The following is a 22,448-nucleotide window of genomic DNA, read 5'->3' as shown; positions in this document are numbered from 1 at the left end:
CACCGGAGAAATCTTTGAAATCCTTCACGAACACCGTCGACGGCCGCGCCGTCCCCTCCGCCCGGACCTTCGAATCGAAGAACCCCGCCAACGGCGAGGCGATCGGACTGGTGCCGCATTCCGAGCCGGCGCAGATCGCGCAGGCGATCGCTTCCGCGAAGGCGGCCCAGCCGGCGTGGGCTGCGTTGCCCGATGGCAAGCGACGCGAACACCTCGAGCACGTGGCCGACGCCCTGAAGCGCAATGCGACCTACCTCGCCGAATGGGTCACGCGCGAACAGGGCAAGCCGCTCGGCGGCCTGGGGCCGGACCAGGTGCCCGGCGCGCTGTTCGAGCTGGCCGGCTGCGAGGCCTGGACCCGGGTGCCCGCCAGTCTCGAGCTGCCGGTGGAAACCGTGTTCGAAGACGATGGCCGACGCTACGAAGTGCACCGCAAGCCCTACGGCGTGATCGCCGCCATCGCGCCGTGGAACTGGCCGTTGCTGATTGCCATCTGGCAGATCGTGCCGGCGCTGCGGGCCGGCAACACGGTGGTCATCAAGCCTTCCGAATACACGAGCATCGGCACGCTCGAGATGGTGCGAATCATGGCCGAGCACCTGCCGCCGGGCGTGCTCAACAGCGTCAGCGGTCCGGGAGAAGTCGGCGCCGCACTGGTCGACAACCCGCAGATCGACAAGATCATGTTCACGGGCTCGGGTTCGACCGGCGCCAAGATCACGGCGATCGCGGCGCGTCATCTGACGCCGACCACCATGGAACTGGGCGGCAACGACGCGGCCATCGTGCTGGCCGACGCGGACCCGGCCGCCATCGCCATGGGCCTGTTCTGGGGCGCCTTCATCAACATGGGACAGACCTGCGCGGCCATCAAGCGCCTGTACGTGCCGGAATCGCTGCACGACGCGGTGGTGGACGAACTCAGGACGATCGCAACCACGGTGCCGATGGGCGACGGCTTCGGTGCCGGCGTGGTCATGGGGCCGGTGCAGAACCGGATGCAGTTCGACAAGGTGAGCCGCCTGGTGGAGGCATCGCGCCGCGATGGTGGCGAGATCGTCTGCGGCGGTCAGGCGCGCGAAGGCGCCGGCAACTTCTATCCGCTCACGCTCGTGACCGGCCTGGCCGATGGTGCCGCGCTGGTGGACGAAGAGCAGTTCGGCCCCGTGCTTCCCATCATCAAGTACCGCGAGCTCGAGGATGCGATCGCCAGCGCGAACCGGCTCGATGTCGGACTCGGCGCCTCCGTGTGGTCTTCCGACGTGGCGCAGGCGCGTACGGTTGCCGTGCGGCTGCAGGCCGGCACCGTGTGGATCAACCAGCACGGCGCGATCCATCCGATGGTGCCCTTCGGTGGCGTCAAGGGCTCGGGTTGGGGCGTGGAATTCGGTGCCGAGGGCCTCAAGGCGGTCACGCAGCCACAGGTGATCAGCATTCCGAAGTAACGGGGCGCGCACCCCGGCCTTGGCATCGCGGCATGGTCGGCGCTTCGAGCAACGCGAGCCTTCAATCAGTCAGGCGGGCTCGAGCCTGAAGAAGCCACTCGCGGCCTGCCTCGAGGTGCGCCGTCAAAGCTCCGTTCGCAGGCTGTCGAAGGCCTCCCGCAGAAACCTGGCCACCGGCTTTCGCGGGCCGGTCTGGTCTCTCCAGGCCTGAAGCGCCAATCTCATCGCACCGGTGGACACCATGGCCACCATCCGAAGCGACGTACGGCGCTCGGGCTGCCGCCAGACTTCGCACAGCGTGCTGAAGAGCGCCTGCTCCTGCTCCACGTAGTGCGTTTGCTTGCGCGCAAGAAGCGCTTCGCTCGATCGCATGAGATTGTCGAGCGCCGTCATCTGCTCGGTCGTGTAGAGCGAGATGTGCTTCACCATGACATCGCGGACCGCATCGAGCGGCGGCACATCGGGCGATGTCTTCAGCAGATCGGCATACAGACTGGCCGATCCGGTCTGCTGCCAGAACACGATGATCTCGTCCTTCGACTTGAAGTACGAAAAGAAAGTCCGGCGCGAAATACCGGCTTCCGCCGCAATGGCATCCAGCGTGGTGCTTTCGTAACCGTTGGCGAGGAACAGGCGCTGGCCGACCTCGGCGATGCGCTGACGTGTCTCACGGCGCTTGCGTTCCCGCAGGCCCTCTGCGGGCACCGTGCCCGCGGGCGAGGGATTTCCTGGCATTTCGATGGCCTCTTGCATAGCTGCACGAAGTGCATTAAATTATGCACTCAGTGCTGTTTTATATGCACTGATTCTACCGTCCCCCTCTTCCCCAGCTAAGACATGGCCCACTGGACAGCTTCCGACATTCCTTCCCAGCGCGGCCGCACCGCGGTCGTCACCGGTACCGGCGGTCTTGGGTTCCAGGACGCGCTCGCGTTGGCCCGTGCAGGTGCGAACGTCGTCATTGCAGGTCGCAACCCGACGAAAGGGGCGGCAGCAGTCGACCTCATTCGCCAAAGCGTTCCGGATGCGAAAGTGGTTTTCGGGGCGCTGGATCTCGCCAGCCTCGATTCCATCGAGGCTTTTGCCGAGCGCCTTCGGAGTTCGCACGACCGGTTGGACCTGCTGATCAACAACGCGGCGGTGATGGCACCGCCCAAACGCCTGGCGACCGCCGACGGATTCGAGATGCAGTTCGGCACCAACTACCTGGGTCACTTTGCCTTGACCGCCAGGCTCCTCCCCTTGCTGCGCCAAGGCAACCAACCGCGCGTGGTCAGCCTGTCGAGTGTTGCCGCCCGAAGCGGCGCGATCAACTTCGATGACCTGCAGGCTCGGCACGGCTACAGGCCGATGCCGGTCTACGGTCAATCGAAACTCGCGTGCCTGATGTTCGCCCTCGAGTTGCAACGCCGCAGCGATGCCGGGGGCTGGGGCATTCAGAGCATCCCCGCCCACCCCGGCGTTTCGCGCACCGATCTGTTGCCCAACGGCGCGGGCGCATGGAGCGCCGCGGGCATCGCTCGCCGCTATATGTGGTTCCTGTTCCAGCCGGCCGCGCAGGGCGCGTTGCCCACCCTCTTCGCCGCGACTTCGCCGCAGGCTCGAGGCGGCGCCTACTACGGCCCGGACAAGCTCGCCGAAACGCGCGGCTATCCGGTCCTGGCCAGGATCCCGCCTCAGGCACTGGACAAGAACGTCGCTGCGAAGCTGTGGCTGGAGTCGGAGGCGTTGACCGGTGCGGTGTTTCCCACCAGCGATGGTCGAAGGTCCGTAAAACCGCTCGATGTCATCCAGCCCTCGCGCGCATGAAACATCGCAGCACCCAAGACATGCAGATGAATCTGAGCCGGCGGCAAGTCAATGCCATGTTGCTGTGGGCTGCGCTGGCCTCAGACCCGACGAAAGCGATGGCGCAACCCACCGAGCCGCCCTATCTGGTGATGGATTTCGACTGGGTCGACCAGGCGCGATCCCGCCCGGTGCCAGCGCGCCTGTACTGGCCAACGGTTGCGACGTCCGACGCGTCCGTGCCGTTGGTGGTGTTCTCGCACGGGATCGGCGGTTCGCGGCAGGGCTACAGCTATCTCGGAAAACACTGGTCGACCCATGGTGTCGCCAGTCTGCATGTCCAGCATGTCGGCAGCGATGCGCAGCTTTGGCGAGGCAACCCGTTCGGCGTGGTGGGCCGCCTGCAGGCTGCGGCGCAGGAAAAGGAGGCCATCGCGCGTGCCGCCGATGTGCGCTTCGCGCTCGACCGAATGCTCTCCGACGAAACTGGCAGTCTTGGCGCTGCGGTGAACCGCCAGCGCCTTGTTGCGGCGGGCCATTCCTACGGCGCGAACACGACGCTCCTCACGATCGGCGCGCAGATCGTGAGGAACGGCCTGACGCTCGACTGCCTCGATTCCCGCTTCTCGGCGGCAGTCGTCATCTCTGCGCCGCCGTTCTATGGCGAACCCGATCTGGCGGCAGTGCTGGGCAAGGTGTCGATTCCCACCATCCATGTGACGGCGACCGAGGACGTGATCGAGATCCCGGGCTACCGCTCAGGCGTGGACGACCGACTGGCCGTCTTCGATGCAATCACCAATCCCCACAAGCTGCTGGCCGTGTTCCAGGGCGGTTCCCACAGCATGTTCACCGATCGTTCGCTGACCGGCGGTCCATCGCTCAACCCCAAGGTCAAGGTCGCCACCGCGGATCTCGCACTGGCATTCTTCGACCTGATCTTCGAGCACGACGGCACGGCGCTCGCACGGTGGCAAACGACCTGGCAGTCCATCCTGGCGCGAGCCCCCAGGCCCGACAGCGCACAGACAGTCAGGATGACGCGCGCCCGCACGAGTCCGAGCCCGGCCTTCCGGGACGTCGCACCGGACTCGACCCAAGGCCGCCCGGCATAGCCTTTCGAGCGCCGACGGATCTCACGATGCCGCGGCGGGCCTGTCCGCTGCCCTCGCCACCAACTCTCCCAGCCTGGAAACAAACAGCTGGAGCGCCGGCGACGCATTGGACTTGCTGTACCCCACCACCAGATCGATGGTCGGCACCTCACCTGCCAGCGGGCGGCTGACGACCGACCAGGGCAGCAGGTTCTCGACATAGTCGGGAATCAGGGCCAGGCCACGTGTCGAGGCGACCAGCGACATCACCATGGCGGGGTTGTCCACGCCTTGTGTCGGCGTGATCTTCACGCCCGAGCGCAGCAGGTAGTCGTCCACCACGGCCTGCAACACCCGCGCCTTGTTGGCCATGCCGATGAACGGACTGCCGACCAGGTCCTGCGGCGTGACGGCGGCCCGAGCCGTCAGCGCATGATCGCTGGGCATCAGGACCACCAAAGGTTCTCGGCCCACGGTTCGATAGCTCAGGTCGAAACCCGGCTCGGCGCGCAGAAAGGCCAGGTCCAGCTTGCCGCGTGCCACGGCATCCGCCAGATCGGGGGAATAGTCGCTGGAGACCGTCACGTCGATGTTCGGCAACTCGTCTCGAAGCAGATGCATGGCTCGGGGCAACCAGGTCATCTCCTGCCCCGTCAGGAAGCCCAGCGCGAAGCGCTGCTTCGAAGGCAGCGCGGCCCGCCGAGCGGCTTCGACAGCCGCGTCGACCTGGGTCAGCGCCAGCCGCGCATGGTCGATAAACGCCTTGCCGGCCGCCGTCAACTCCACCCCGCGGGCGCTTCGATGCAACAACGCCACCCCGACCTGGTCTTCCAGGTCGCGGATCTGTCGACTCAGCGACGGCTGCGAGGTATGCAGGCGCCGCTCGGCCGCGACGGTCAGGCTGCCCGTCTCCGCGACCGCGATGAAATACCTCAGATGTCGCAGTTCCATGTGCATCCCCATGCTTCATAGGCATGCCCACCAGCCCACAAAGTCTTTTTAAAAGTTGCGCCGAATCCCTAGATTCTCCCCTATGGAGACGCGACCGGCAGCGAAGTGATCAGCCGGTTCATCCATGCTTCCATCGTCATGCCCATAGGATTTTTCATCATGAACCAACCCGTTGTCCTCATCACCGGCGCCCTCACCGGCATCGGCCGTGCCACCGCCCTGGCATTCGCCCGCACCCATGCCCGCCTGGTCGTCTCCGGACGCCGCGTGCCGCAAGGCAAGGCGCTCGAAGCCGAACTCCATGCGCTGGGTGCGCAGGCCTTCTTCATCGAAGCCGACGTGCGCAACGACGCCGAGGTCGGCCAATTGGTGGACCAGACCATCGCCCGCTTCGGCCGCCTCGACGTCGCCATCAACAACGCCGGCACCGAAGGCCAGCCTGGCCCAATCGCCGACGCACATCGTTTCCCGCTCGAAGCGGTTGCAATCTGAGGAGCACGCCGTGAACAACACCCTTTCCGGCAAGACCGCCCTGGTCACGGGCGCATCGCGCGGCATCGGCCGAGCCAGTGCTTTGGCCCTGGCTCGCGCCGGGGCCCAGGTACTGGTTCACTACGCCAGCGGCGAGAAGGAAGCGACCGCCGTTGTCGACGAGATCCGCGGTGCAGGGGGCAAGGCGGAGAAGGTCGCAGCCGACTTGCGCTCGCCCACCGGACCGCATGACCTGGCGCAGCGCGTGCGCGACATCATCGGCGGCCGCCTCGATGTGCTGGTGGCGAACGCCGGCATCTCCAGGGCCGCCTCGATCGAGGACACGACCGTGGAGGACTTCGACCATCTCTTCGCGGTGAACGTGCGCGCGCCGTTCTTCCTGGTGCAGCAATTGCTGCCGGCGCTGTGCGAAGGCAGCAGCATCGTGCTGGTTTCATCGCTGGCCGCGCGCGCCTCGGTCGGCACCCTGTCTGCCTATGCCGCGAGCAAGGGGGCCATCGACACGCTCGTGACGCATTTCGCCACGGCACTCGGCGGGCGCGGCATTCGCGTCAATGCGGTCGCGCCGGGCGTGGTCGAGACCGAGATGTCCAGCTTCACCAGGACAGACGCCGGACGCGCTGCCACCTTGGGCATGCAGGCACTCAAGCGCCTGGCTCAGCCGGAGGACATCGGCGATGCCGTGGCGTTCCTGGCGTCCGACGAGGCTCGCTGGGTCACCGGCCACACCTTGCACGTCGACGGCGGCTCGAAGCTCTGAAGCTGCGCTGTCCATTCCTCCATCGCTCGCATGCATGTTGCTGGCTGAAAAAAAGGCCTGCCCCTTCCGCTGTCCCGATCGATCCAGGTGGGGCGAACAGCATTCAAGCCAGCAACAGCAGCAGCTCGGCGACCGCAGGCGGATCCGTGACCTGCGCCAGTGCGCGTTACCGACAATCGGGGGGCGCTGGCTAGCCTCCATCCAATCTTGCGTGACGAACCTGGGCGATCAATGTCTCGAGCGGCGTTGGCCGCGCCAGGTAGTAGCCCTGCACCAGCGAACAACCGAGCAAGCGCAGGTGCTCGAGCTCTTCGAGCGTTTCCACGCCCTCGCCCACCACCTCCATGCCCAGTGCGTTCCCGAGGTGGATGATCGAATCCACGAGCAGCATGCGCCTGTCGGACCGGTGGAATTCCGATATCAGCAATCGATCGATCTTGATCTGCTTGACGTACTTGTCGCCCAGCATCGCCAGCGACGAATAGCCGGTGCCGAAGTCGTCCACCGCGATGGCGATTCCGGCTGCCGCAAGCGCTTCGAGCTGCCCCGAAGACGACAGGCTGTCCAGCGCGCTTTCCTCGGTGATCTCGATCCTCAGATGCCGAGGGGCGATGCCCTCGCGCAGCAATGTCCTCAACACGATGTCGCTCAGGGGAAGATCTCCGATCTCACGGGGCGACACGTTCATGGCCACCGGAACCTCCTCGAACCGGGGGTCCGCGTCCGCCAAAGCGTGCAAGCCGTGGCAGACCTCCTGCAGGATGTGCTGCAACAGCGTTTCGCCCATCCCCATGACCGCGGCCGCGTGAACCACCTCCTCGGGTGAAGTCCATCCCTGCCTCGGATGGTGCCAGCGCAACAGCGCTTCCAGGCTATGAAGGCTGGCTCCATCGCTCGAGAGGATCGGCTGATACCAGAGCCCGATCTCCCGTGCCTCGATGGCGCAGGCCAGATCCTTTTCGATGTCCTGGCGGCGCAACAGGCGTCGATGCATCGCCTCATCGAAGCGATAGCCCCATGCCCCCACCGACCGCGCGGACGCGTGAAGCGCCTCGCTCGCGAAGGTCAGGAGCTCATCGATCTGGCGTGAACCGCTGTCGCAGAAGCCGACGTGCAGGCGCGTCAGGTCCGCTTGCCTGCCGAGACTCGATCCCAGCCCGAGGGACCCGAGGCTCGCGCGATGGATATCGCCGGGAAAGGCCTCGGCGCCGCGCGGCTCGTAGAGCACGACGAACTTGTTGCCCGCCCACCGGCCCAGCACACACCGGGCCGGATCGAACTTCGATGCCAGCCATCGAGCCACCTCCTGCAGCACCTTGTCTCCCCATGCCAGCCCTTGTGTCTCGTTGATGATCGACAAGCCGAAGACTTCGAAGATCACCAGGCGCTGGCGTGGCCGCTTCTCCGATCCGAGCCAATGCGACGCCGCATCGACGAAGCTCTGACGAGCGAGCAAGCCCGTGAGCGGATCTTGGACACTCTTCATCTTTCCCTCTCTGATTCCCGACGGCATCCATCCTGAAGATCCGATCCGTGACATCCATCCCTGTGTTTTTCTCGTAGCGATTGCGTGTCCCCTCCGCGCTTCGTGGGCGCGCTCTTTGGTGTGAAGGGGAACGGTGCCATGGCGTCAGGAGCCTCGACGCGAGCGGTGCCTATCGGAAGGGTTCTGCAGCTTGGTGTCCGATGCGTCCTCGTTGTCGCCTTCGAGTTCCAGGGCGCCGAAATCGGTGGAAGCAAACTCCGGAGGTACGTGCACGCCCTCGTCGTCGCGCCGGACGAGGCCGCGGTTCTCGAGTTCGCGCATCGCCTTGTTCACCCCCTCGCGCGAGAGCCCGGCATACGAAGCGATCACGGCCTGCGTGATCCGCTTGTCGTAGCCGCCGGGGCCGGCCGGTGCCAGGTGCGTCAATTCATGAAGCACCCGGCCGACCAGTTCGACGGGCGGGAGCGAAGAAATTCGCCGCAGCTGGCCATGCACCATGGAGACCCGCTTGACGGCCGACTCCAGCAGGCCCACGGCGACCTGCGGAAAGAGCGTGCAAAGCCGCCGCAGAACATGGATCGGGATGAGGTAGACAGAAGAAGGAAGCGCCGCGATCAACGTGGACTGCGCCACGTAGCTGTCTTCCTTCAACGAGGGGCTGAAGAAGAAGTCGTCCTTGCTGACGAAATCGGTGGTGACGCCTTCGCTGTCGCCACCGCTGCCGTGTACCACGACACGCAGCAGTCCAGTGGCGACGCAGTAAACATGTTCGGATGTCTCGTCGACGGCGAGTACGACATCGTTGCGGCGATAGTTTCGGAACTCGGTGCTTTGAACAAGCAACGCACGCTCGCTGTCGGGCAGCGTGGCAATAAGTGGGTGCAGATACATGCTGGAACGGACGCGGTCTCCTCCTTCGTGCTCCAGCTCATCCCCCCAAAAGGGACCTGTATCGCTGGCCGTCAGGGTCCCGGCTTTTCCGTGATTGATGAAATGAAGTTGATAAAAACTGAAGCTGTTCTCTCTCTTTGCAGCAGTTGTGTGAAAGGCTGAAAGTGATAAGTCGGCAGGACAACGCGTGCGCCATCACGTGGCGAGCCGTCGTTGGCGGGGCCGTATGCCTTCACTCGGTGCGCCAGATCCACCGCGTTCGAGCGCGTCGAAATCGAGGCTGCGCAGCGGCTGCGCGCGACTTCGAGGTGATGGGCTCTGATGAGAATGCAGGGAGTCAAGAGAAGAACCGGCGAATCAAAAGGCTCAAACCGCCGAAGCGGTTTGAGCAAAAGTCCCCGGCAGCAAACCGTCCGCCGGGGGAGGGGCGAAACTAGATCACCGCACCGACGCGATCGTCGACACGGCGGAGTTGCCCACGGCCGTGGCGCTGACCTGGTTGCCGGCCGCGCGCAGCGTGCTGCCCGTAGCCGCGCCAGTGACGCCGATGCCGTAGTTCACGCCAGTGGCAGTCGCCACGACCGTGCCGCTGTTGGTCTGGAAGTTTCCGACCGCAGCCGTCGGACGGCTCGCGCTAGGCGCACTCACATTCACGCGGTTGGTCGCGGTGTTGCCATACGCTTCGGCGGCGGTCGTGTTGCCGGTGACGGCCACGGTGCTGCCGCTCACGCCAGGCACGAGCACGGGAGCCGTCGCGTTCAGGGCCACCTGGTAGCTGGCCGTCGCGAACGAGCTCACGTTGCCCGTGTTGCCCTGGTTGTTGAGCACGGCGGCGGCCGCTTGCGAGGCGCCGACGGTGCTGCCGGCAACCGATGCGGGCGTCGCGTAGCTGCTGCCAGCCGACACGTTGAGCACGTTGCTTGCCGCGTTGCCGCGAGCCAGCGCCGTCGTGCTGTTGCCGTCGATGGTCAGCCCGCTGTTGAGCGCGGCGGTCGCTGCCGGCACGCCACCCGCCAGGCTGAAGCCCGCGGCGGTGGTCGAGCTCGCGTTGACGGCGGCGCTGCTGGTCTGCGCATTGCTCAGACCGGCGTTGCTGCCTTGCAGCGCGGCGCCGGAGAGCGTCACGCTGTTGTCGGCGCGGTTGGCCGAAGCCTCTGCCGTGGTCGCGTTGCCGGTGATCGAGAACGTGCTGTCCGCCAGGCCCGTGGTGGCCGTGGCCACGCGATCCTGGTTGTACAGGCGCGTGCTCGCCGTGCTGGAGACCGAGGTGGACGCGGCCTGGCTGTTGCTGAGCACGTGGTCGCCGGTGGCGCCCGCCGCGTTCAGAACGGCATTGGTCGTGGCACCGACCGGCGTTGCGTTGCCCGCGGTGACCGTCAGCGCGTTCGTGGCATCGTTGATCACGCCCAGCGAAACGTTGCGGTTGTTGGCCAGCGCCACCGACGAGCCCGACACGGCGCCCGGCGCGTACAGCTCCGCGTCCGAGCTCGCGGCGACCGAGGCGGTGCTCGATTGCTGCGAAGCCAGCGCGGAAGTCGCTGCCAGGTTGGTGGCGGTCACGCCCAGGGTGTTGGTGGCCGTGTTGGCCACCGAGCTCGCGCGCTGGCTGTTGTTGGACACGCTCACCGTGGAGTTGCCGATGGCCGAGCCGGCCACGGTATCCACGGCGAAGCTGCCGTACACGTTGCTCACCAGCGCCGAGTCACCGGTCACCGATTGCACGTTCGACAGCGCGTTGTCCGCCTGCGCGCCCGAGCCGGTCACCAGGGCACCCGCGGTCGCCACCGTGCGGCCGCTGCCGGCTGCGACGGAGTTGCCGGTGACGCTCGTGGTGTTGGTCGCGCTGTTGCCCGTGACCGAGCCGGTGTTGCTGTTGCCGTTGACGGACAACTGCGAGCCGGTCACGGCACCCGAGACGGCCAGGATGACGCCGCCCTGGTTCGGGACGCTCGGCGTGGCCGGCGTGCCGGGGATGAGCCCCGACAGCACGGCCGCGCCCCCGTCCACGATCGCCGAGTAGGCCGACAGCGAGATCGTGCCGAGCAAAGTCGCCGAGCCACTGACGTTTCCGCCGGACTGCGTCCAGCCGTTGCTGGTGAGATAGCTCAATTGCGCCGGCGAGAGGCTGGATGCCAGCACCGTCAGCGTACCGCCCGTCAAGGTCAGGGTGGCGCCGGAACCGGAAACAGTCAGTCCGCTTCCCGTGGCACTGAAAGTGAAGGGCTCTGGCGCCGTACCTGCGCTTCCCGCCACACCCGCCTGGCCGATCAGCGCATTGACGCTGGCGCTGGTCGTCTGCGAGTTCTGCAAGGCAGTGGTGGTCGACAGGCCGTTGCCCGACAGGCCCAGGCTGTTCGTCGCGGCGTTGCTGGTTGCCGAGGCGGTGGAGACGTTGTCGTTCGAGGCGATGCTCGAGCCGGTCACGTTACCACCCACGGCGGTCAGCACGCCAGCGGCGGTGCCACCGACCAGCGCTCCGTCACGCTGCGTCGCGGTGACCGAGCCCGCGCCCGATTGCGCGTTCTGCACGCTGAAGGCGGCGTTGGTCGTGAGCGTGCCGGCGTTCGAGCTCGCGCCGGTGAGCGGCGTGGCCGATGCGGTGTCGATGCCATTGCCCGATGCGCTCAGGCTGTTCGTGCCGCGGCTTCCGAACGCCAGGGCCTGGATCTGGTTGCCGGAGGTGGCAACCGTCGAGGCCGAGACGTTGTCCTGGATGGCGGTGGCAATAACGGCGCCGCCGGTGGCGGTGGCCGAAACGGCACCGCTGGCCGTCTGTGCGCTAGTGACGTTGGCGATCGATGCCGCGCCCGCTGCGTCGACACCGGTACCCAGGCTCACGCTGCCGGCGTTGCTCGCGTCGTTGCCGTAGGCGGCCGCGACGAAGGCATTGCCCTGGTTGGCGATCTGGCTGCGGGTGGCGTTGCCTTCCAGCAGGACCGTCAGCGCGCCCAGCGGACCGCCGAAGCCGGTGGCTTGCGCATCCACGTCGCCGAGTGCCGACTGGTTGTTCAGCAGGCCGTAGGCGGCGGTGACCGTGCCGCCCAGGCTCGGGGTGCTCGACAGCGTGGACGCCGGTGCCACCGAGGTGGGCACGGTGGCGCCGTTGGCGGCAACCGTCAGGGTGTTGCCGGTCGAGTTGCCGTAGGCGATGGAGCGCTGCAGGTTGTTCGACAGGCTCAGGCTGGTGTCCGTGATGTGCGTGCCGGCATAGACCGCGGCGGCCGAGCCGCCCAGCACGGTGCTCACCGGCGAGGCTGCGTCCACCACCTGGATGTTCGCGATGCCTGCGCCCGAACCGATGCTCGTGCCAGTGAGCGACAGCGTGTTGGAAGCGCTGTTGGCCAGGCCGACGGCTTCCTGCGTGTTCTTGCTGGCGCTGACCGTGCTGCCGGTGATGGTGTCACCGCCGGTGCCGCGCGAGTCGACATACGCGCCCACGTACGAGCCGCCCAGCGTGGCCGAAACCGGGCTGGCGTAGTTGCTCTGCAGGCTGGTGATCGTGGCGGCGCCGCTGGCCGAGACGTTGCCATCGGGCGTGCGGCCACCGCTCAGGACGGTGGCGCCGGCGCCCAGCGGCAAGGCGTTGGCGGCCAGCGAGAGGCTCTGGGTCGCGCTGTTGCCGTAGGCGGAAGCCGCGGCGCGGTTCTGCTCGACGGCCACCGTGCTGTCCTTGGTGGTGCCGTTTTCCAGGCCGGTTGCAGCACCGATGATCGACGGTGCGGTGACGGCCGAAACGCCGCCGCCGAAGTTGCTCTGCTGGTTCGCGAGCGCGGCGGTGGCGGAGAAGGTCGCACCGTTCTGGCCGGTCGCAATCGCGCTGGAAACGGCGTTGCCGGTGGCCGCGGAGGTGATCGCGTTGCCCGAGACGGTCGCCGCGCCGCCGTCGATCGACTGCACGGTGGCGGTCACGCTGGCGGCATTGGTGGAGCCTTGCAGCGCCACGCCGACATTGCCCTGGGTGTTCAGGATCGCGAGGTCCGCACCGAGCTGCGAGCTCTGGCTGCCGGCACTGTAGGTGCTGCTGTTGATGGTCGGGCCGCCCGAACCGGCGACGGAGATCCCATCAGCCAGCACGATGCGGTTGCCGGCGACGCCGGCGGCACCCAGGGCTTCGTTGCCCGTGGCCGCGCTGGAGATCGTGTTGCCTTGAACGGACAGGGCACCGTTCAGCACGTTGGTGGTGCCCGTGCCGTTGCTGCCGATCGTGGCATCGATCGAGGTGGCGGTGTTCGACGCGTTGTGCGTCACGCCCACGCCCTGGTTCAGCTGCAGATTGCTCACGACGGCCGAGCCGGCGAAGGTCGGTGCGCCGCCGGCCTGGATCGAGGCGGTGTTGGTCGCCGCATTGCCCTTGAGCGTGGCGGAGACGGTGTTGCCGTCGAGCGCGGGCGCCGAGCTCACGGCGTTCGCGCCGTCCGCGGTCAGATCGAGCGTGACGGCATTGCCGCTGGCGCTCGCGGACGATGCGGGGCCGGTGCCCTGCTGCGCCGTGGTGACCACGATGCTGCCCGAGGCCTGGCTGCTGTTCGTGGCGGCCGAATGCGTGCTCGTGGTGATGCCGGGGGCATTGGAGACGTAGTCGACCGGAACGGTGCCCGCCACCGAGGAGGCACCGCCATTGATCACGGTGGTGGCCGAGATCGTGTTCTGCGTGTTCGAGGCGCCGCCCGAGGAGAAGCCATTGAGGTTCACGCCCACCGAGTTGCCGGTCGCGTTGCTGGAGATGGCGCCGGTGTTGGTCTGCACGCCCAGCGATGCCGCGCCATCGAGCGCGATCGTGTTGCCGGTCAGGGACAGGTCGATCGCGTTGGAGAACTCATTGGCCTTGGCCGTGGCGTTCACCGTGTTCTGCGTCGTGGTGTTCGACGTGCCGGTCTGCACGCCATCCACCGTGATGCCGATCTGCTGGCCGGCGGCGGTCGCCGACACCGGCTGCGACTTCGTCTGCACCGAATCCACGGTGAGGAAGCCCGAGGCGGTGGCGGTCGAGGTGGTCGCGTTGATGGTGGTGGTCGCGCCCAGTTCGGGCGGTGCGGCCATGGCGCCGCCGGCAGCCAAGCTGGCGAGCACGGCGAGGCCGACGCGGCTGAGTGCCGGCGCCTTGATGGCACGCGACTGGAGATTGCGAGTCTTCTTCATGGAAGTTCCTTGGGTATTGATCAAAAGTTCCGAAAATTCGGTGGATCCGGAGGATCGATGTGGTGGTGGCGTTCAGCTTTCAGTGCGGTTTAGCTCCCTCGTCGTGTGTTCTCCTCTCGGGCTGGTTGAACCGGCCCGCCCTTGCCCGAGCCCGCGCCCTGGACGCGCAACTTGGCGACCTCTTGCAGCCCTGGACCGTCGCGATGGATGGCCGTGTCGGCCTTGTCGGGCCGCCAGCTCACGCTGATGCCGCCGGGGGCGATCCCGCGCGAGATCAGCGCCGATGTCACGACGCCGATGCGCTGGTCCGTCAGCAGATCGCGTTTGCCCGCGTCCCAGTTCTCGGTGTCGCGGGCCACCAGCACCACTTCGGTGGGCGCCTTGGCGGCGGCCGCCGCGATCTGGTCGAGCAGATTCAAGGTGCCGCCGGTCAGTGCCGCGGCGCCGAACTCGAACGGGATCTGCACGCTCGCGCCGTCGCCTGTGCTGACGGACGATGCGTTGCTGGCCGCGTTGACGGCCTCGCCCGTGAGCACGCGCGCGCCGCTGGAATCGACGATCGGGTTGGGAACCTTGCGAAGCGACTCCGCCGACTGGCGCGGCAGTTCATCGAACACGCGCATCCCGAGGCAGGGCTTCGGGTCGACCTTGGTGACGGCGGCGACCAGGCGGACCACGGCCTCTTCCAGCGCCGCGCGAATGCCCAACTGCACCGGCTCCTGGCCCTTGGCGCCGACGTCCACGTCGAAAAGATCGTTGCGGAAGAAGCGGAAGACGTTGAAGCCGACCTCGTAGCCGTTGAACTGCTTGGTCAGGCTGATGGTCTTGAGGATCATCAGCGTGCGGGTGTCGACGATGCGCAGGTCCACGCCCACCGACTGGCTGAAGGTCCTGGCCTTGATGCCGACCTGGTTGACGGCGAACTCGGCGCCGCCCGAGTTGATGTTGTAGTTGAGCTCGGTGATGCCGCCGACGATGAAGTAGTCGGACTTGTTGATCGAGCCGCCGAAGTACGGCAGCCACGGCACCACCTGGTTGCCGGCCGGGCCCGCCAGCTGGTGCGAGCGGCCGTCGCCGAGCTGCCGGCGATCGGCATAGCCGAGCTCGCGCTCCGCGATGACCGGATCGAAGCGCTCCGCGACCTGGACCGCGCCGCCCATCTTGCCCAGGGCCGAATACACCATCAGCGCACCGCCCTGCGTGATGGCATTGCCCTCGTTGATGCTGTACTTGCCGGTGTAGTCCTTCACGTCTCCCACGGAGACCACGATGGGCGGCCTGGAGGTGGCGGCGACGTGATCGCCATAGCAGGCGAGCACGGCCTCCATCGGCGTCACGTTGTCGCGCACGGCCGGTCCGAGAACGATGGGGGCTTCTTTGGGCGCGGCACGTTCCTGAGGGGCGGTGACGCAGCCCGCGAGTGCGGCGAGTGCAACGGCCGCACCGAGCGTGCGTACCGCCGTGGTGGGCATCGGGCGTGGTCGAGCGAAGGTGATCGATGTCATGACTGGATTTCCGTCAGTTGAGCGTTCCGTAGGCACAGGCGGTGCTGCCGCTGACGCTTGCGCTCTGGCTGCCGCTGTTGGTCTGGTTGGAGTTGAGTGCCTGGGCTGCCCAGCCCTGCACCCCGGTGGTCGTGGAGCCGTTCACCTGGGAGCCGACGGTGCCGGCGTTGGCCTGGCCGGTGCTCACCGTGCCGCTGCCGCTCCAGCCGGTGTTGTCGTTGCCGGTCGAGGTGGCCGCGGCGCCGCTGGTGCTCGGCGAGTTGGCAACGGTGCTGTTCGAGCCCTGGTTGCCCTGCGCGGTCGCGCTGACGTCGCAGTTGAACTGGCGCTGGATGTAGGTGTTGTTGGTGGTGCTCGCGGCGCCATAGCTGCCGGCCTTGCGCCGCTGGACCATGTCCTGGATGGCGGCCTGGTTGGCCTTGTCGGCCGAGGTCTGGAACTGCCACGCGGAGTTCTCTCCGACGTTGTTCGCCATCCCCTGGCCCGCGCCAGCGATCAGGCAGGCCGCGACAAGACCCTTCTCGAGCGATCGGGTGATGTCGTGCACGCGCCAGGGCTTTGGGTGGGGATGAGGTGAAGTGGTCATGAGGTGTCCGTTTGCTTGTGGAGTGCGGTGGGAGGGCCTGGGCGAAAGGCCGCCGGCGGAGACGGCAGAAGGCAACGCGCTCATGTCGCGCCGCCCGTGTGCTCTGTCGAGGAGGCGCGGATGTCCAGGTGCAGAGCGATCTGCGACTTGTCGCTTCGTTGCGAGTGACGGGTCTTGGAAACGCCGGGCCGACGCCGAATCTGGCGCGGGAGATCGCCGCCTTCATCGACGTAGACGCTGCCTGCCGCGGACGTGCGCAGCGGAAGCAGATGGCCATGCGTGCGCATGCGCCGACGCAGGCGGCCGATGACCTTGGTGTGCAGCAGATCGATCGACGTTTCGCCCTCCTCCGCGTCCTCATCGCGACCGGGAACGAAGGCACCGGCGACGTCAACGACCGAGGTGGCGAGCGAGCGATTGAGTTCCCGGACCTCGTGCGGCGCGAGGAACTGGCTCGGCGCATGAGCCACGCGCAACAGCAGCGAGCGTTCCTGCGGGCGCAGTCGGACCTCGAAGCCCTTCTCATCGGCCACGAGTCGCCAACCATTCATCGCGAGCCGCCAACTGCTCGAGCCCAACGAGACCTCCGCCGCGGCGGCGGGCGGCGCCGCGGGCCGGCCGGGACGCAGCTTTTCGCGGACCTCGCTTCTTCGCTGCTGGCGGATGGCCTCTTCGAGCGCCAGATACTGGGCATCGGTCGCGCTGTCGGCATCACTCGGCGCGGGCTTCGTGGCGGGCGGAAGCTGCACCCGGTTCCGGTTCGACTCATTGCAAACGAGCAGGTCACCCACGGTCTCCTGCAGCTGTTCCAGCAGAAGACCCATGCGCGCGAGAAGAATGTGCATCTCGCCGTTCACGCGTACGCCTCCCCTCGCCCGAGCTTCGCGCTCTCGAGAAAAGAGCCCTCCAGCCACTGGGCTCCCGCGCGCAGCGCCAGGTGCATGTCTTCTTCGCGCTCGATGCCATCGACGACTGCATAGGTCGCCAGGTGGCCGGCCAGCGACACCATCTCCTGCAGCCCTTCCAGTCCGAACTCGCCGCTGCGGGCTCGACGCAAGAAGGACGGATCGACCTTCGCGATGTCGGGACGGCAGGCGTGAACGATGGCGAGGTCACCGTCACGGCATCCGAGGTTGCGAACTGCAATACGGCAACCCAGGCCTTGCAGGCGGCTGCAGAACTTGCGCATGGCCTCGAGTGCGCAGACAGCGCCGCTCGCGCTGAACTCCACCACCAGGCGCGAAGCGAGCATCGGCTCGGTCTGCAGCGCGGCGAAGAGGGAGGTCCACCAGTGATCGCAGTGCGCGCTTTGCGTCGAGAGGCGAACGCCGAGACGCAACGCCGGGCGCTGGCGCAGGATCGCCAGGGTCTTGCGCATCGCATGGCGATCCCACAGCCGCGCCAGGCCGAGTCGCTCGAGGCACGGCCCATAGAGGCTGTCGCGCACTGCGTCGGCACGGCTTTCCTCCGGCACCGGCCCCGCGCTTGCAACGAGCGAGTGGTACAGGGAGGTCGAGCCGCCATACACGCCGACCACCGGGCGCCAGGACATGCTGAGGAATCCTCGGGACAGCGCGTCGGCCACCCGCACGGCGACGTCCATATCGGTGCGGTATCGATGGCGCCAGCCATCCAGCTCCATCGGCTCGAACTCCGCGCATTGCTGGGCCGTCCATAGCGCGAGCTCGACGTCCGTGCTGTCCATCTCCGCAGGAGGGCGTACGTCGATCCAGTCGCTGTGCAGTTGCACCAGCGCTGCGATACCGCGGTACACGATCGGACGCTTGGCCACATGCGCGAGCAGGGACTCGAGGCGTTCGCAAGCCGAAGTCAGCGAGGAGTCAACCGGAACGGGGAAACTTTCGTTAGACCACAGCAAGTAGCAGTCATCACGCAGAAAGGCGAAGTCGGTGCTCTCCGTGCGAACGAACGAGAAACAGAGTCGGCGGCGAACCTCGCGACTGACGGCCATCGCGAAATCGATGCCGTATGCCTGCGAGAGCTGTGGAAGATTCCCGATGAAGACGTATGCGCACGCACGTTGCTGCAACTGACTGGCAGTTGCATCGGTGCGGTTGTGAGCGCTCGCGATCGAAGAGATCAGCGTACGAGGCGAAACCGTCGTGCGGGCATGAAGTCCAGCAAAGAAACGATGTCCCCCGCTGGGCGATAGGGCAAGCATCCAAAACTCTCCAGAGTCTTGTTTCGAAAGCGTCGACCTCGGGCGAGGCAACGTCGGTTGTTTTTCGAACGGCAAGACTCATCCCTCCCGCGGCACGCGGGTCTTTGCATGGAGTCCGGCAGTTTTCGCGCAGGCGCACCCATCCATACGAGCCGAAGCGGCTCGTTGAGCGAATGGGGCGTCTGGGGTCGTGGGCGAGTCGTCTACGTTCTGACGACCGGCTACCGCTGTGGGCGGTTAATGCTCGAGTGGTGCGCTAGGGCGAGCTGTCGAGATCCCTGGCGGCACTGTCTAAGGTGAGCTGCCTATAGCACGCGCGATCGTCATCGTTATCTCCGTTGCAAGCTGTAGTACGAATGGATACTACAGATAACGGTAGGAAACAGGTAGGTGCGCAGAATGAGTATGTGAATGCATTCACTTTTGGGAAACATTTCGCAGTAACGCGGCCCCGCATCCGGCGCGCTGTTTTCCCCACGCAACGATCTCGGGCTTCTACCGTATTTGTGGGATAGGCCACACGCGGAGATGCGTGCTATTTGTCGCTCGCGATGAGCGCGCATTGGCCCGGCTTTGCGCAGATCGGAATTGCCTGTTGTTCCAGATCCGGCGTGCCGGTGGGTGCTACGAAAATGGCAATGCGTTCACTCCTGGTGATCGCCCGCATGAGCCGCATCAACAAGTGATGCTCACGCAAGACCGGCGGCAATTCGACGACAACCTGGGCAGGCGCAATCACCCCTGGCCATTCGTTCGAGCATCCCAACCCAGCATCGCGATCTCGATGATGCCCTCGAACTCCTCGCGGGTCGCTCCGTCGCGCGCCAGTATCGACATGCCGCTTTGCACCGTCTGTACGAAGCGTGCGAGCGCATGGATATCCGTGGTGCTCGCGATCTCGCCTTCATCGACCGCTTGTCGAAGGCGATCCTCGAGTCGCTGCAGACCGACCCCGCGCGCCGATCGAAGTTGTTCGGCCAGCTTCTCATTGCCGACGCCCACCGATGAGAGCGCCACCATGCATCCATTGGAATGCTCACCCGGCGATCCGCTCAGGAAAACGGCGGTATCCATCAACAGCCATCTGACCGCATCGCGCGCTTTCGCGGCCGCCTGGAATCCATTCCAGAAGTGCGGCTCCTGCGTTTCGCCGTAGTGGCGAATCACCTCGGCATAGAGCGCCTCCTTCGAACCGAAAGCAGCGTAGAGGCTCGGGGATGCGATCCCCATGGACTTGATCAGGTCGGAGATCGAGGTGGCTTCGTAACCCTTGGCCCAGAACAGACGGGTTGCTTGCTCCAGGGCTTTGGCGCGATCGAACTCGCGCGGCCGTCCTCGGCTGCGTTCGATCTTCGAGGACTCGACTTCCGTGTTGATCGATTTCTTCATCGCTCGATACATATAAAACAAATTTTCGAGCAGCGCTTGCCGGATCTCTCCGGGTCCGGACGACTTGCTTCCGTGGCATCTTATCGCACCGTTACAGATAGATGACACGTCGACGCTGGGAGACCTCCCTGCCAGCCAGGTCTGGCTGGCGGTTGAATCTCCACATCTTCCTGGCGGATGGTTGCAATACTTTATCGATCACCACATAATTCAGCGATTCCAGGTCGCTTTCACCTTGCGAAGCCCAAGTGAAGACCGCGCCCTGCTTGAACGCCTTGTGGTTCGGCAACCTGCAACGAAAGGAATTCGATGGGACTCGCGCAAACACGGTCTTCGGGCTTGATGGCATTGGCACGCTGCAACCTGAGCGCCGTCCTTCTTGGCTTGAGCCTTCTTCTGCCAGCGGCGGCATCGGCCCAGACCACCGACAAGGGCAACCCCTACGCTTCGATGGATGTCTCCGACGAAGCCCTCGTACGCGAGCTGAAGGGCTTCAAGAACGGCTTTGCCGATGTGAACGGCACCCGGTTGCATTACGTCGAAGGCGGACAAGGCACGCCGGTCATCTTGATGCCGGGCTGGCCGCAGACCTGGTGGGCCTTTCACAAGATCATGCCGGCGCTGGCACAGAACCATCGCGTCATCGCGGTGGATCTTCGGGGCATGGGGACGTCGAGCAAGCCCGAAGGTGGCTACGACAAGAAGAACATGGCCGTCGATATCCGCGAGCTCCTCAAGAGCCTGGGCCATCAACGCGCGCACATCGTCGGGCACGACATCGGCTCGCATGTCGCCTACGCGTTCGCCGCTCAATTCCCGGAGGCGACGCTTTCCACCGTCTATCTCGATGTCTCCGCACTTCCTGCATCCGTTGCCGATCTGAAGATGGTGCCCGCGAAGCCGCTGTCAGGACCCTTCAAGGATCACTTCTTCATCTGGTGGTTCGCATTCCACCAAATGGATCAGCTGCCTGAAGCGCTGATCGAAGGGAGAGCGCATATCTACCTCGACTGGTTCTGGAAGAACCTGCTCTACAAGCAGGATGCGCTCACGCAGCGCGACCGCGCCGTCTATGCCAATGCCTACAACACGCCGGACGGCATACGCGGCGGGAACGGCTGGTACAAGGCCTTCCCTCAGGATCTCGAGGACAACGCTGCCTATCCGAAGCAGATCGATGTTCCTTCGTTGGGAATCGGCGGCCTCGGTAATCCCCTGCTGGTCGATTTCATGCAGGCCCGCATCGTCAATCCGCAGATGGTCCACATTCAAGAGAGCGGCCACTACATCGCCGAGGAAGCGCCCGATCAAGTCGCCGATCTCACGCTGAATTTCTTGCGCTCCGCAGAGCGTCAGAGCCGCCGCTGACAGGTGGCGAGCGAGATGGACGAAATGAATTCTCCACAAGGACGGCGCGACTTCGTGATGCAGACCACCGCACTGGGTGGCGCAATGGCGCTCATGCATGCGGGCGCGGCGTTCGCTCAGTCCCCTATCTCAACCCACACCCGAGGAGGCACGGCGATGTCCAGAAGCGAACTCAAGGCATTCTTCGAGCGATACATAGACGCGCTCAATGCGAACGACATGGATCGCATGACGGAGTTCGTCCATGAGCGGCTGACCCAGCACGGAAAAACGATCACCCGTGATGACGTCATCGCATCGTTGAAAGGGCACATCGACGCCGTGCCCGACTTCAAGTGGCGGGTCGTCGATCTGGCGATCGACGGAGATACCGTCGCCGCCCGGCTCTACAACATCGGCACCCCGGCGAAGCAATGGCTGGGGCTGGAACCCACCGGAGTCACGGTGGAATATGGCGAGTTCGCATTTCACAAAGTGCGCGACGGAAAGTTCTACGAGCAGAACTACGCGATCGACGTGCTCGAGGTTCAGCGGCAGCTAGCCGGCAAGAAGTAGACAAAGCCGACGCGAGCCCCACATCCCACATCCACAGCAATCAAGACCAAGGAAATCTTCATGATCGAACTCTCCAACAAGACCGCACTCGTTGTCGGCGGCAGTGGTGGCATCGGCGCGGCCATCGCGCTCACGCTGGCGCGTCAAGGCGCCGACGTCGCCATCACCTATGCGCGTTCGGCCGAGCGTGCTCAATCGGTGATCGACCAGGTACGCCAGGCCGGTCGCAAGGGCTTTGCCATTCAGGCCGACGCGCTCGAACGTGGCGCGACCGCGCGTGCTGTCGAAGCGGTCGTCTCCGAATTCGGAAAGGTCGATGTTCTGGTGTCCGCCGCCGGCGTGTTCGACGCCGCGCCCATCGATGAACTGGATGGCCATCGCTTCGACGCCACTTTCGACATCCATGTGCGCAGCGTCTTCGAAGCGGCGAAGGCTGCGGTTCCCCACATGCAGGACGGCGGCACGATCGTTGCCATCGGCTCCGCCTTCGGGCAGGTGGCCAACTTTCCCGGACTCTCGATCTATACCGCGTCGAAAGCGGCGGTGGCGGGACTCACGCGCGCCTTGGCGCGGGAACTCGGCAGCCGTGGCATTACCGTGAACACGGTCAATCCCGGACCGACCGACACCGAAATGAATCCGGCGGATCCGGACCGGAATCCGCACTCGGTCGCGCATGCCAAGATGATGGCCATCGGACGTTACGGCAAGCCGGAAGAAGTCGCCGCGCTCGTCGCGTTCCTCGCCTCGGAGCACGGCCGTCTCATTACCGGCCAGGCCATCAACGCCGACGGCGGATGGACTGCGTGACAAGGCA

At 65.6% G+C, this 22,448-nt stretch carries 18 protein-coding genes and 1 pseudogene; 8 read left to right on the top strand and 11 right to left on the bottom strand.

Annotated elements, in window-relative coordinates; genetic code table 11:
* Positions 1-14: 14 nt before the first annotated feature.
* Positions 15-1,445, top strand: a complete 1,431-nt coding sequence (locus BM109_RS18350; protein WP_093345262.1) for an aldehyde dehydrogenase family protein — start codon at positions 15-17, stop codon at positions 1,443-1,445.
* A 123-nt stretch (positions 1,446-1,568) separates the two neighbouring features.
* Here BM109_RS18350 and BM109_RS18345 read toward each other — a convergent pair whose 3' ends face one another.
* Complete coding sequence (locus BM109_RS18345) at positions 1,569-2,198, bottom strand: TetR/AcrR family transcriptional regulator (RefSeq protein ID WP_256222645.1); 630 nt, start codon at positions 2,196-2,198, stop codon at positions 1,569-1,571.
* Positions 2,199-2,282: 84 nt separating this feature from the next.
* Between BM109_RS18345 and BM109_RS18340 the strand changes: the two genes are divergently transcribed.
* Complete coding sequence (locus tag BM109_RS18340) at positions 2,283-3,254, top strand: SDR family oxidoreductase (protein WP_093345259.1); 972 nt, start codon at positions 2,283-2,285, stop codon at positions 3,252-3,254.
* Positions 3,251-4,348, top strand: coding sequence for an alpha/beta hydrolase family protein (locus BM109_RS18335; protein ID WP_143129196.1), 1,098 nt, complete (start codon positions 3,251-3,253; stop codon positions 4,346-4,348). Before BM109_RS18340 ends, BM109_RS18335 begins: the two co-directional genes overlap by 4 nt.
* A 21-nt stretch (positions 4,349-4,369) precedes the next feature.
* Here BM109_RS18335 and BM109_RS18330 read toward each other — a convergent pair whose 3' ends face one another.
* A complete protein-coding gene (locus BM109_RS18330) occupies positions 4,370-5,278 on the bottom strand; it encodes a LysR family transcriptional regulator (protein WP_093346113.1) in 909 nt (302 codons plus the stop codon).
* 159 nt (positions 5,279-5,437) lie between these two features.
* Between BM109_RS18330 and BM109_RS18325 the strand changes: the two are divergent.
* Positions 5,438-5,734, top strand: a pseudogene (locus BM109_RS18325) (SDR family NAD(P)-dependent oxidoreductase); the annotation flags it as partial.
* Between the two features lie 46 nt (positions 5,735-5,780).
* Entirely contained in the window at positions 5,781-6,530 is a 750-nt protein-coding gene (locus BM109_RS18320) for an SDR family NAD(P)-dependent oxidoreductase (protein ID WP_093345254.1), read from the top strand.
* A gap of 190 nt (positions 6,531-6,720) precedes the next feature.
* On the opposite strand, the gene BM109_RS18315 is transcribed toward BM109_RS18320, so the two are convergent.
* From BM109_RS18315 to BM109_RS18280, 9 genes are all read right to left on the bottom strand, one after another.
* On the bottom strand, positions 6,721-8,016 hold the full coding sequence (locus BM109_RS18315; RefSeq protein WP_177239380.1) for a GGDEF domain-containing phosphodiesterase: 1,296 nt from the start codon (positions 8,014-8,016) through the stop codon (positions 6,721-6,723).
* Between the two features lie 144 nt (positions 8,017-8,160).
* Positions 8,161-8,907 (bottom strand): Crp/Fnr family transcriptional regulator, encoded by a 747-nt coding sequence (locus BM109_RS18310; protein WP_093345249.1) that lies wholly within the window; start codon positions 8,905-8,907, stop codon positions 8,161-8,163.
* Positions 8,908-9,345: 438 nt separating this feature from the next.
* Positions 9,346-14,046, bottom strand: coding sequence for a beta strand repeat-containing protein (locus BM109_RS18305; RefSeq protein WP_093345247.1), 4,701 nt, complete (start codon positions 14,044-14,046; stop codon positions 9,346-9,348).
* Between the two features lie 89 nt (positions 14,047-14,135).
* Positions 14,136-15,551, bottom strand: a complete 1,416-nt coding sequence (locus tag BM109_RS18300) for a CsgG/HfaB family protein (RefSeq protein ID WP_093345244.1) — start codon at positions 15,549-15,551, stop codon at positions 14,136-14,138.
* Between the two features lie 13 nt (positions 15,552-15,564).
* Positions 15,565-16,137 (bottom strand): hypothetical protein, encoded by a 573-nt coding sequence (locus BM109_RS18295; protein WP_256222644.1) that lies wholly within the window; start codon positions 16,135-16,137, stop codon positions 15,565-15,567.
* Between the two features lie 80 nt (positions 16,138-16,217).
* Positions 16,218-16,994 carry a hypothetical protein gene (locus tag BM109_RS18290; protein WP_143129195.1) on the bottom strand — a complete coding sequence of 259 codons (777 nt, stop codon included), beginning with the start codon at positions 16,992-16,994 and terminating at the stop codon, positions 16,218-16,220.
* Complete coding sequence (locus BM109_RS18285) at positions 16,991-18,319, bottom strand: EAL domain-containing protein (RefSeq protein ID WP_093345235.1); 1,329 nt, start codon at positions 18,317-18,319, stop codon at positions 16,991-16,993. Before BM109_RS18285 ends, BM109_RS18290 begins: the two co-directional genes overlap by 4 nt.
* 535 nt (positions 18,320-18,854) lie before the next feature.
* Positions 18,855-19,058, bottom strand: coding sequence for a hypothetical protein (locus tag BM109_RS40765; RefSeq protein ID WP_143129194.1), 204 nt, complete (start codon positions 19,056-19,058; stop codon positions 18,855-18,857).
* Entirely contained in the window at positions 19,055-19,708 is a 654-nt protein-coding gene (locus BM109_RS18280; protein WP_093345232.1) for a TetR/AcrR family transcriptional regulator, read from the bottom strand. The genes BM109_RS40765 and BM109_RS18280 overlap by 4 nt, the downstream gene beginning before the upstream one ends.
* Before the next feature lie 309 nt (positions 19,709-20,017).
* Between BM109_RS18280 and BM109_RS18275 the strand changes: the two genes are divergently transcribed.
* The 3 genes from BM109_RS18275 to BM109_RS18265 are packed head-to-tail and all read left to right on the top strand — an operon-like array spanning position 20,018 to position 22,441.
* Complete coding sequence (locus BM109_RS18275) at positions 20,018-21,076, top strand: alpha/beta fold hydrolase (RefSeq protein WP_218159383.1); 1,059 nt, start codon at positions 20,018-20,020, stop codon at positions 21,074-21,076.
* A 15-nt stretch (positions 21,077-21,091) separates the two neighbouring features.
* The gene (locus tag BM109_RS18270) at positions 21,092-21,631 is read left to right on the top strand and encodes an ester cyclase (RefSeq protein ID WP_218159382.1); all 540 of its coding nucleotides are present in this window, start codon (positions 21,092-21,094) and stop codon (positions 21,629-21,631) included.
* A 60-nt stretch (positions 21,632-21,691) separates the two neighbouring features.
* Positions 21,692-22,441, top strand: coding sequence for an SDR family NAD(P)-dependent oxidoreductase (locus tag BM109_RS18265; RefSeq protein WP_093345227.1), 750 nt, complete (start codon positions 21,692-21,694; stop codon positions 22,439-22,441).
* Positions 22,442-22,448 lie beyond the last annotated feature (7 nt).

The sequence above is a fragment of the Variovorax sp. PDC80 genome (assembly GCF_900115375.1).
In the GTDB taxonomy this organism is placed as follows: Bacteria; Pseudomonadota; Gammaproteobacteria; order Burkholderiales; family Burkholderiaceae_C; genus Variovorax.
This window is presented reverse-complemented; position numbering and strand designations above follow the sequence as displayed.

Coding starts and splice junctions, on each gene's coding strand:
- BM109_RS18345 (WP_256222645.1), bottom strand. CDS start 2,198: ATGCAAGAGGCCATCGAAATGCCAGGAAATCCCTCGCCCGCGGGCACG.
- BM109_RS18340 (WP_093345259.1), top strand. CDS start 2,283: ATGGCCCACTGGACAGCTTCCGACATTCCTTCCCAGCGCGGCCGCACC.
- BM109_RS18335 (WP_143129196.1), top strand. CDS start 3,251: ATGAAACATCGCAGCACCCAAGACATGCAGATGAATCTGAGCCGGCGG.
- BM109_RS18330 (WP_093346113.1), bottom strand. CDS start 5,278: ATGGAACTGCGACATCTGAGGTATTTCATCGCGGTCGCGGAGACGGGC.
- BM109_RS18315 (WP_177239380.1), bottom strand. CDS start 8,016: ATGAAGAGTGTCCAAGATCCGCTCACGGGCTTGCTCGCTCGTCAGAGC.
- BM109_RS18310 (WP_093345249.1), bottom strand. CDS start 8,907: ATGTATCTGCACCCACTTATTGCCACGCTGCCCGACAGCGAGCGTGCG.
- BM109_RS18305 (WP_093345247.1), bottom strand. CDS start 14,046: ATGAAGAAGACTCGCAATCTCCAGTCGCGTGCCATCAAGGCGCCGGCA.
- BM109_RS18300 (WP_093345244.1), bottom strand. CDS start 15,551: ATGACATCGATCACCTTCGCTCGACCACGCCCGATGCCCACCACGGCG.
- BM109_RS18295 (WP_256222644.1), bottom strand. CDS start 16,137: ATGACCACTTCACCTCATCCCCACCCAAAGCCCTGGCGCGTGCACGAC.
- BM109_RS18285 (WP_093345235.1), bottom strand. CDS start 18,319: ATGCTTGCCCTATCGCCCAGCGGGGGACATCGTTTCTTTGCTGGACTT.
- BM109_RS18280 (WP_093345232.1), bottom strand. CDS start 19,708: ATGAAGAAATCGATCAACACGGAAGTCGAGTCCTCGAAGATCGAACGC.
- BM109_RS18275 (WP_218159383.1), top strand. CDS start 20,018: ATGGGACTCGCGCAAACACGGTCTTCGGGCTTGATGGCATTGGCACGC.
- BM109_RS18270 (WP_218159382.1), top strand. CDS start 21,092: ATGGACGAAATGAATTCTCCACAAGGACGGCGCGACTTCGTGATGCAG.
- BM109_RS18265 (WP_093345227.1), top strand. CDS start 21,692: ATGATCGAACTCTCCAACAAGACCGCACTCGTTGTCGGCGGCAGTGGT.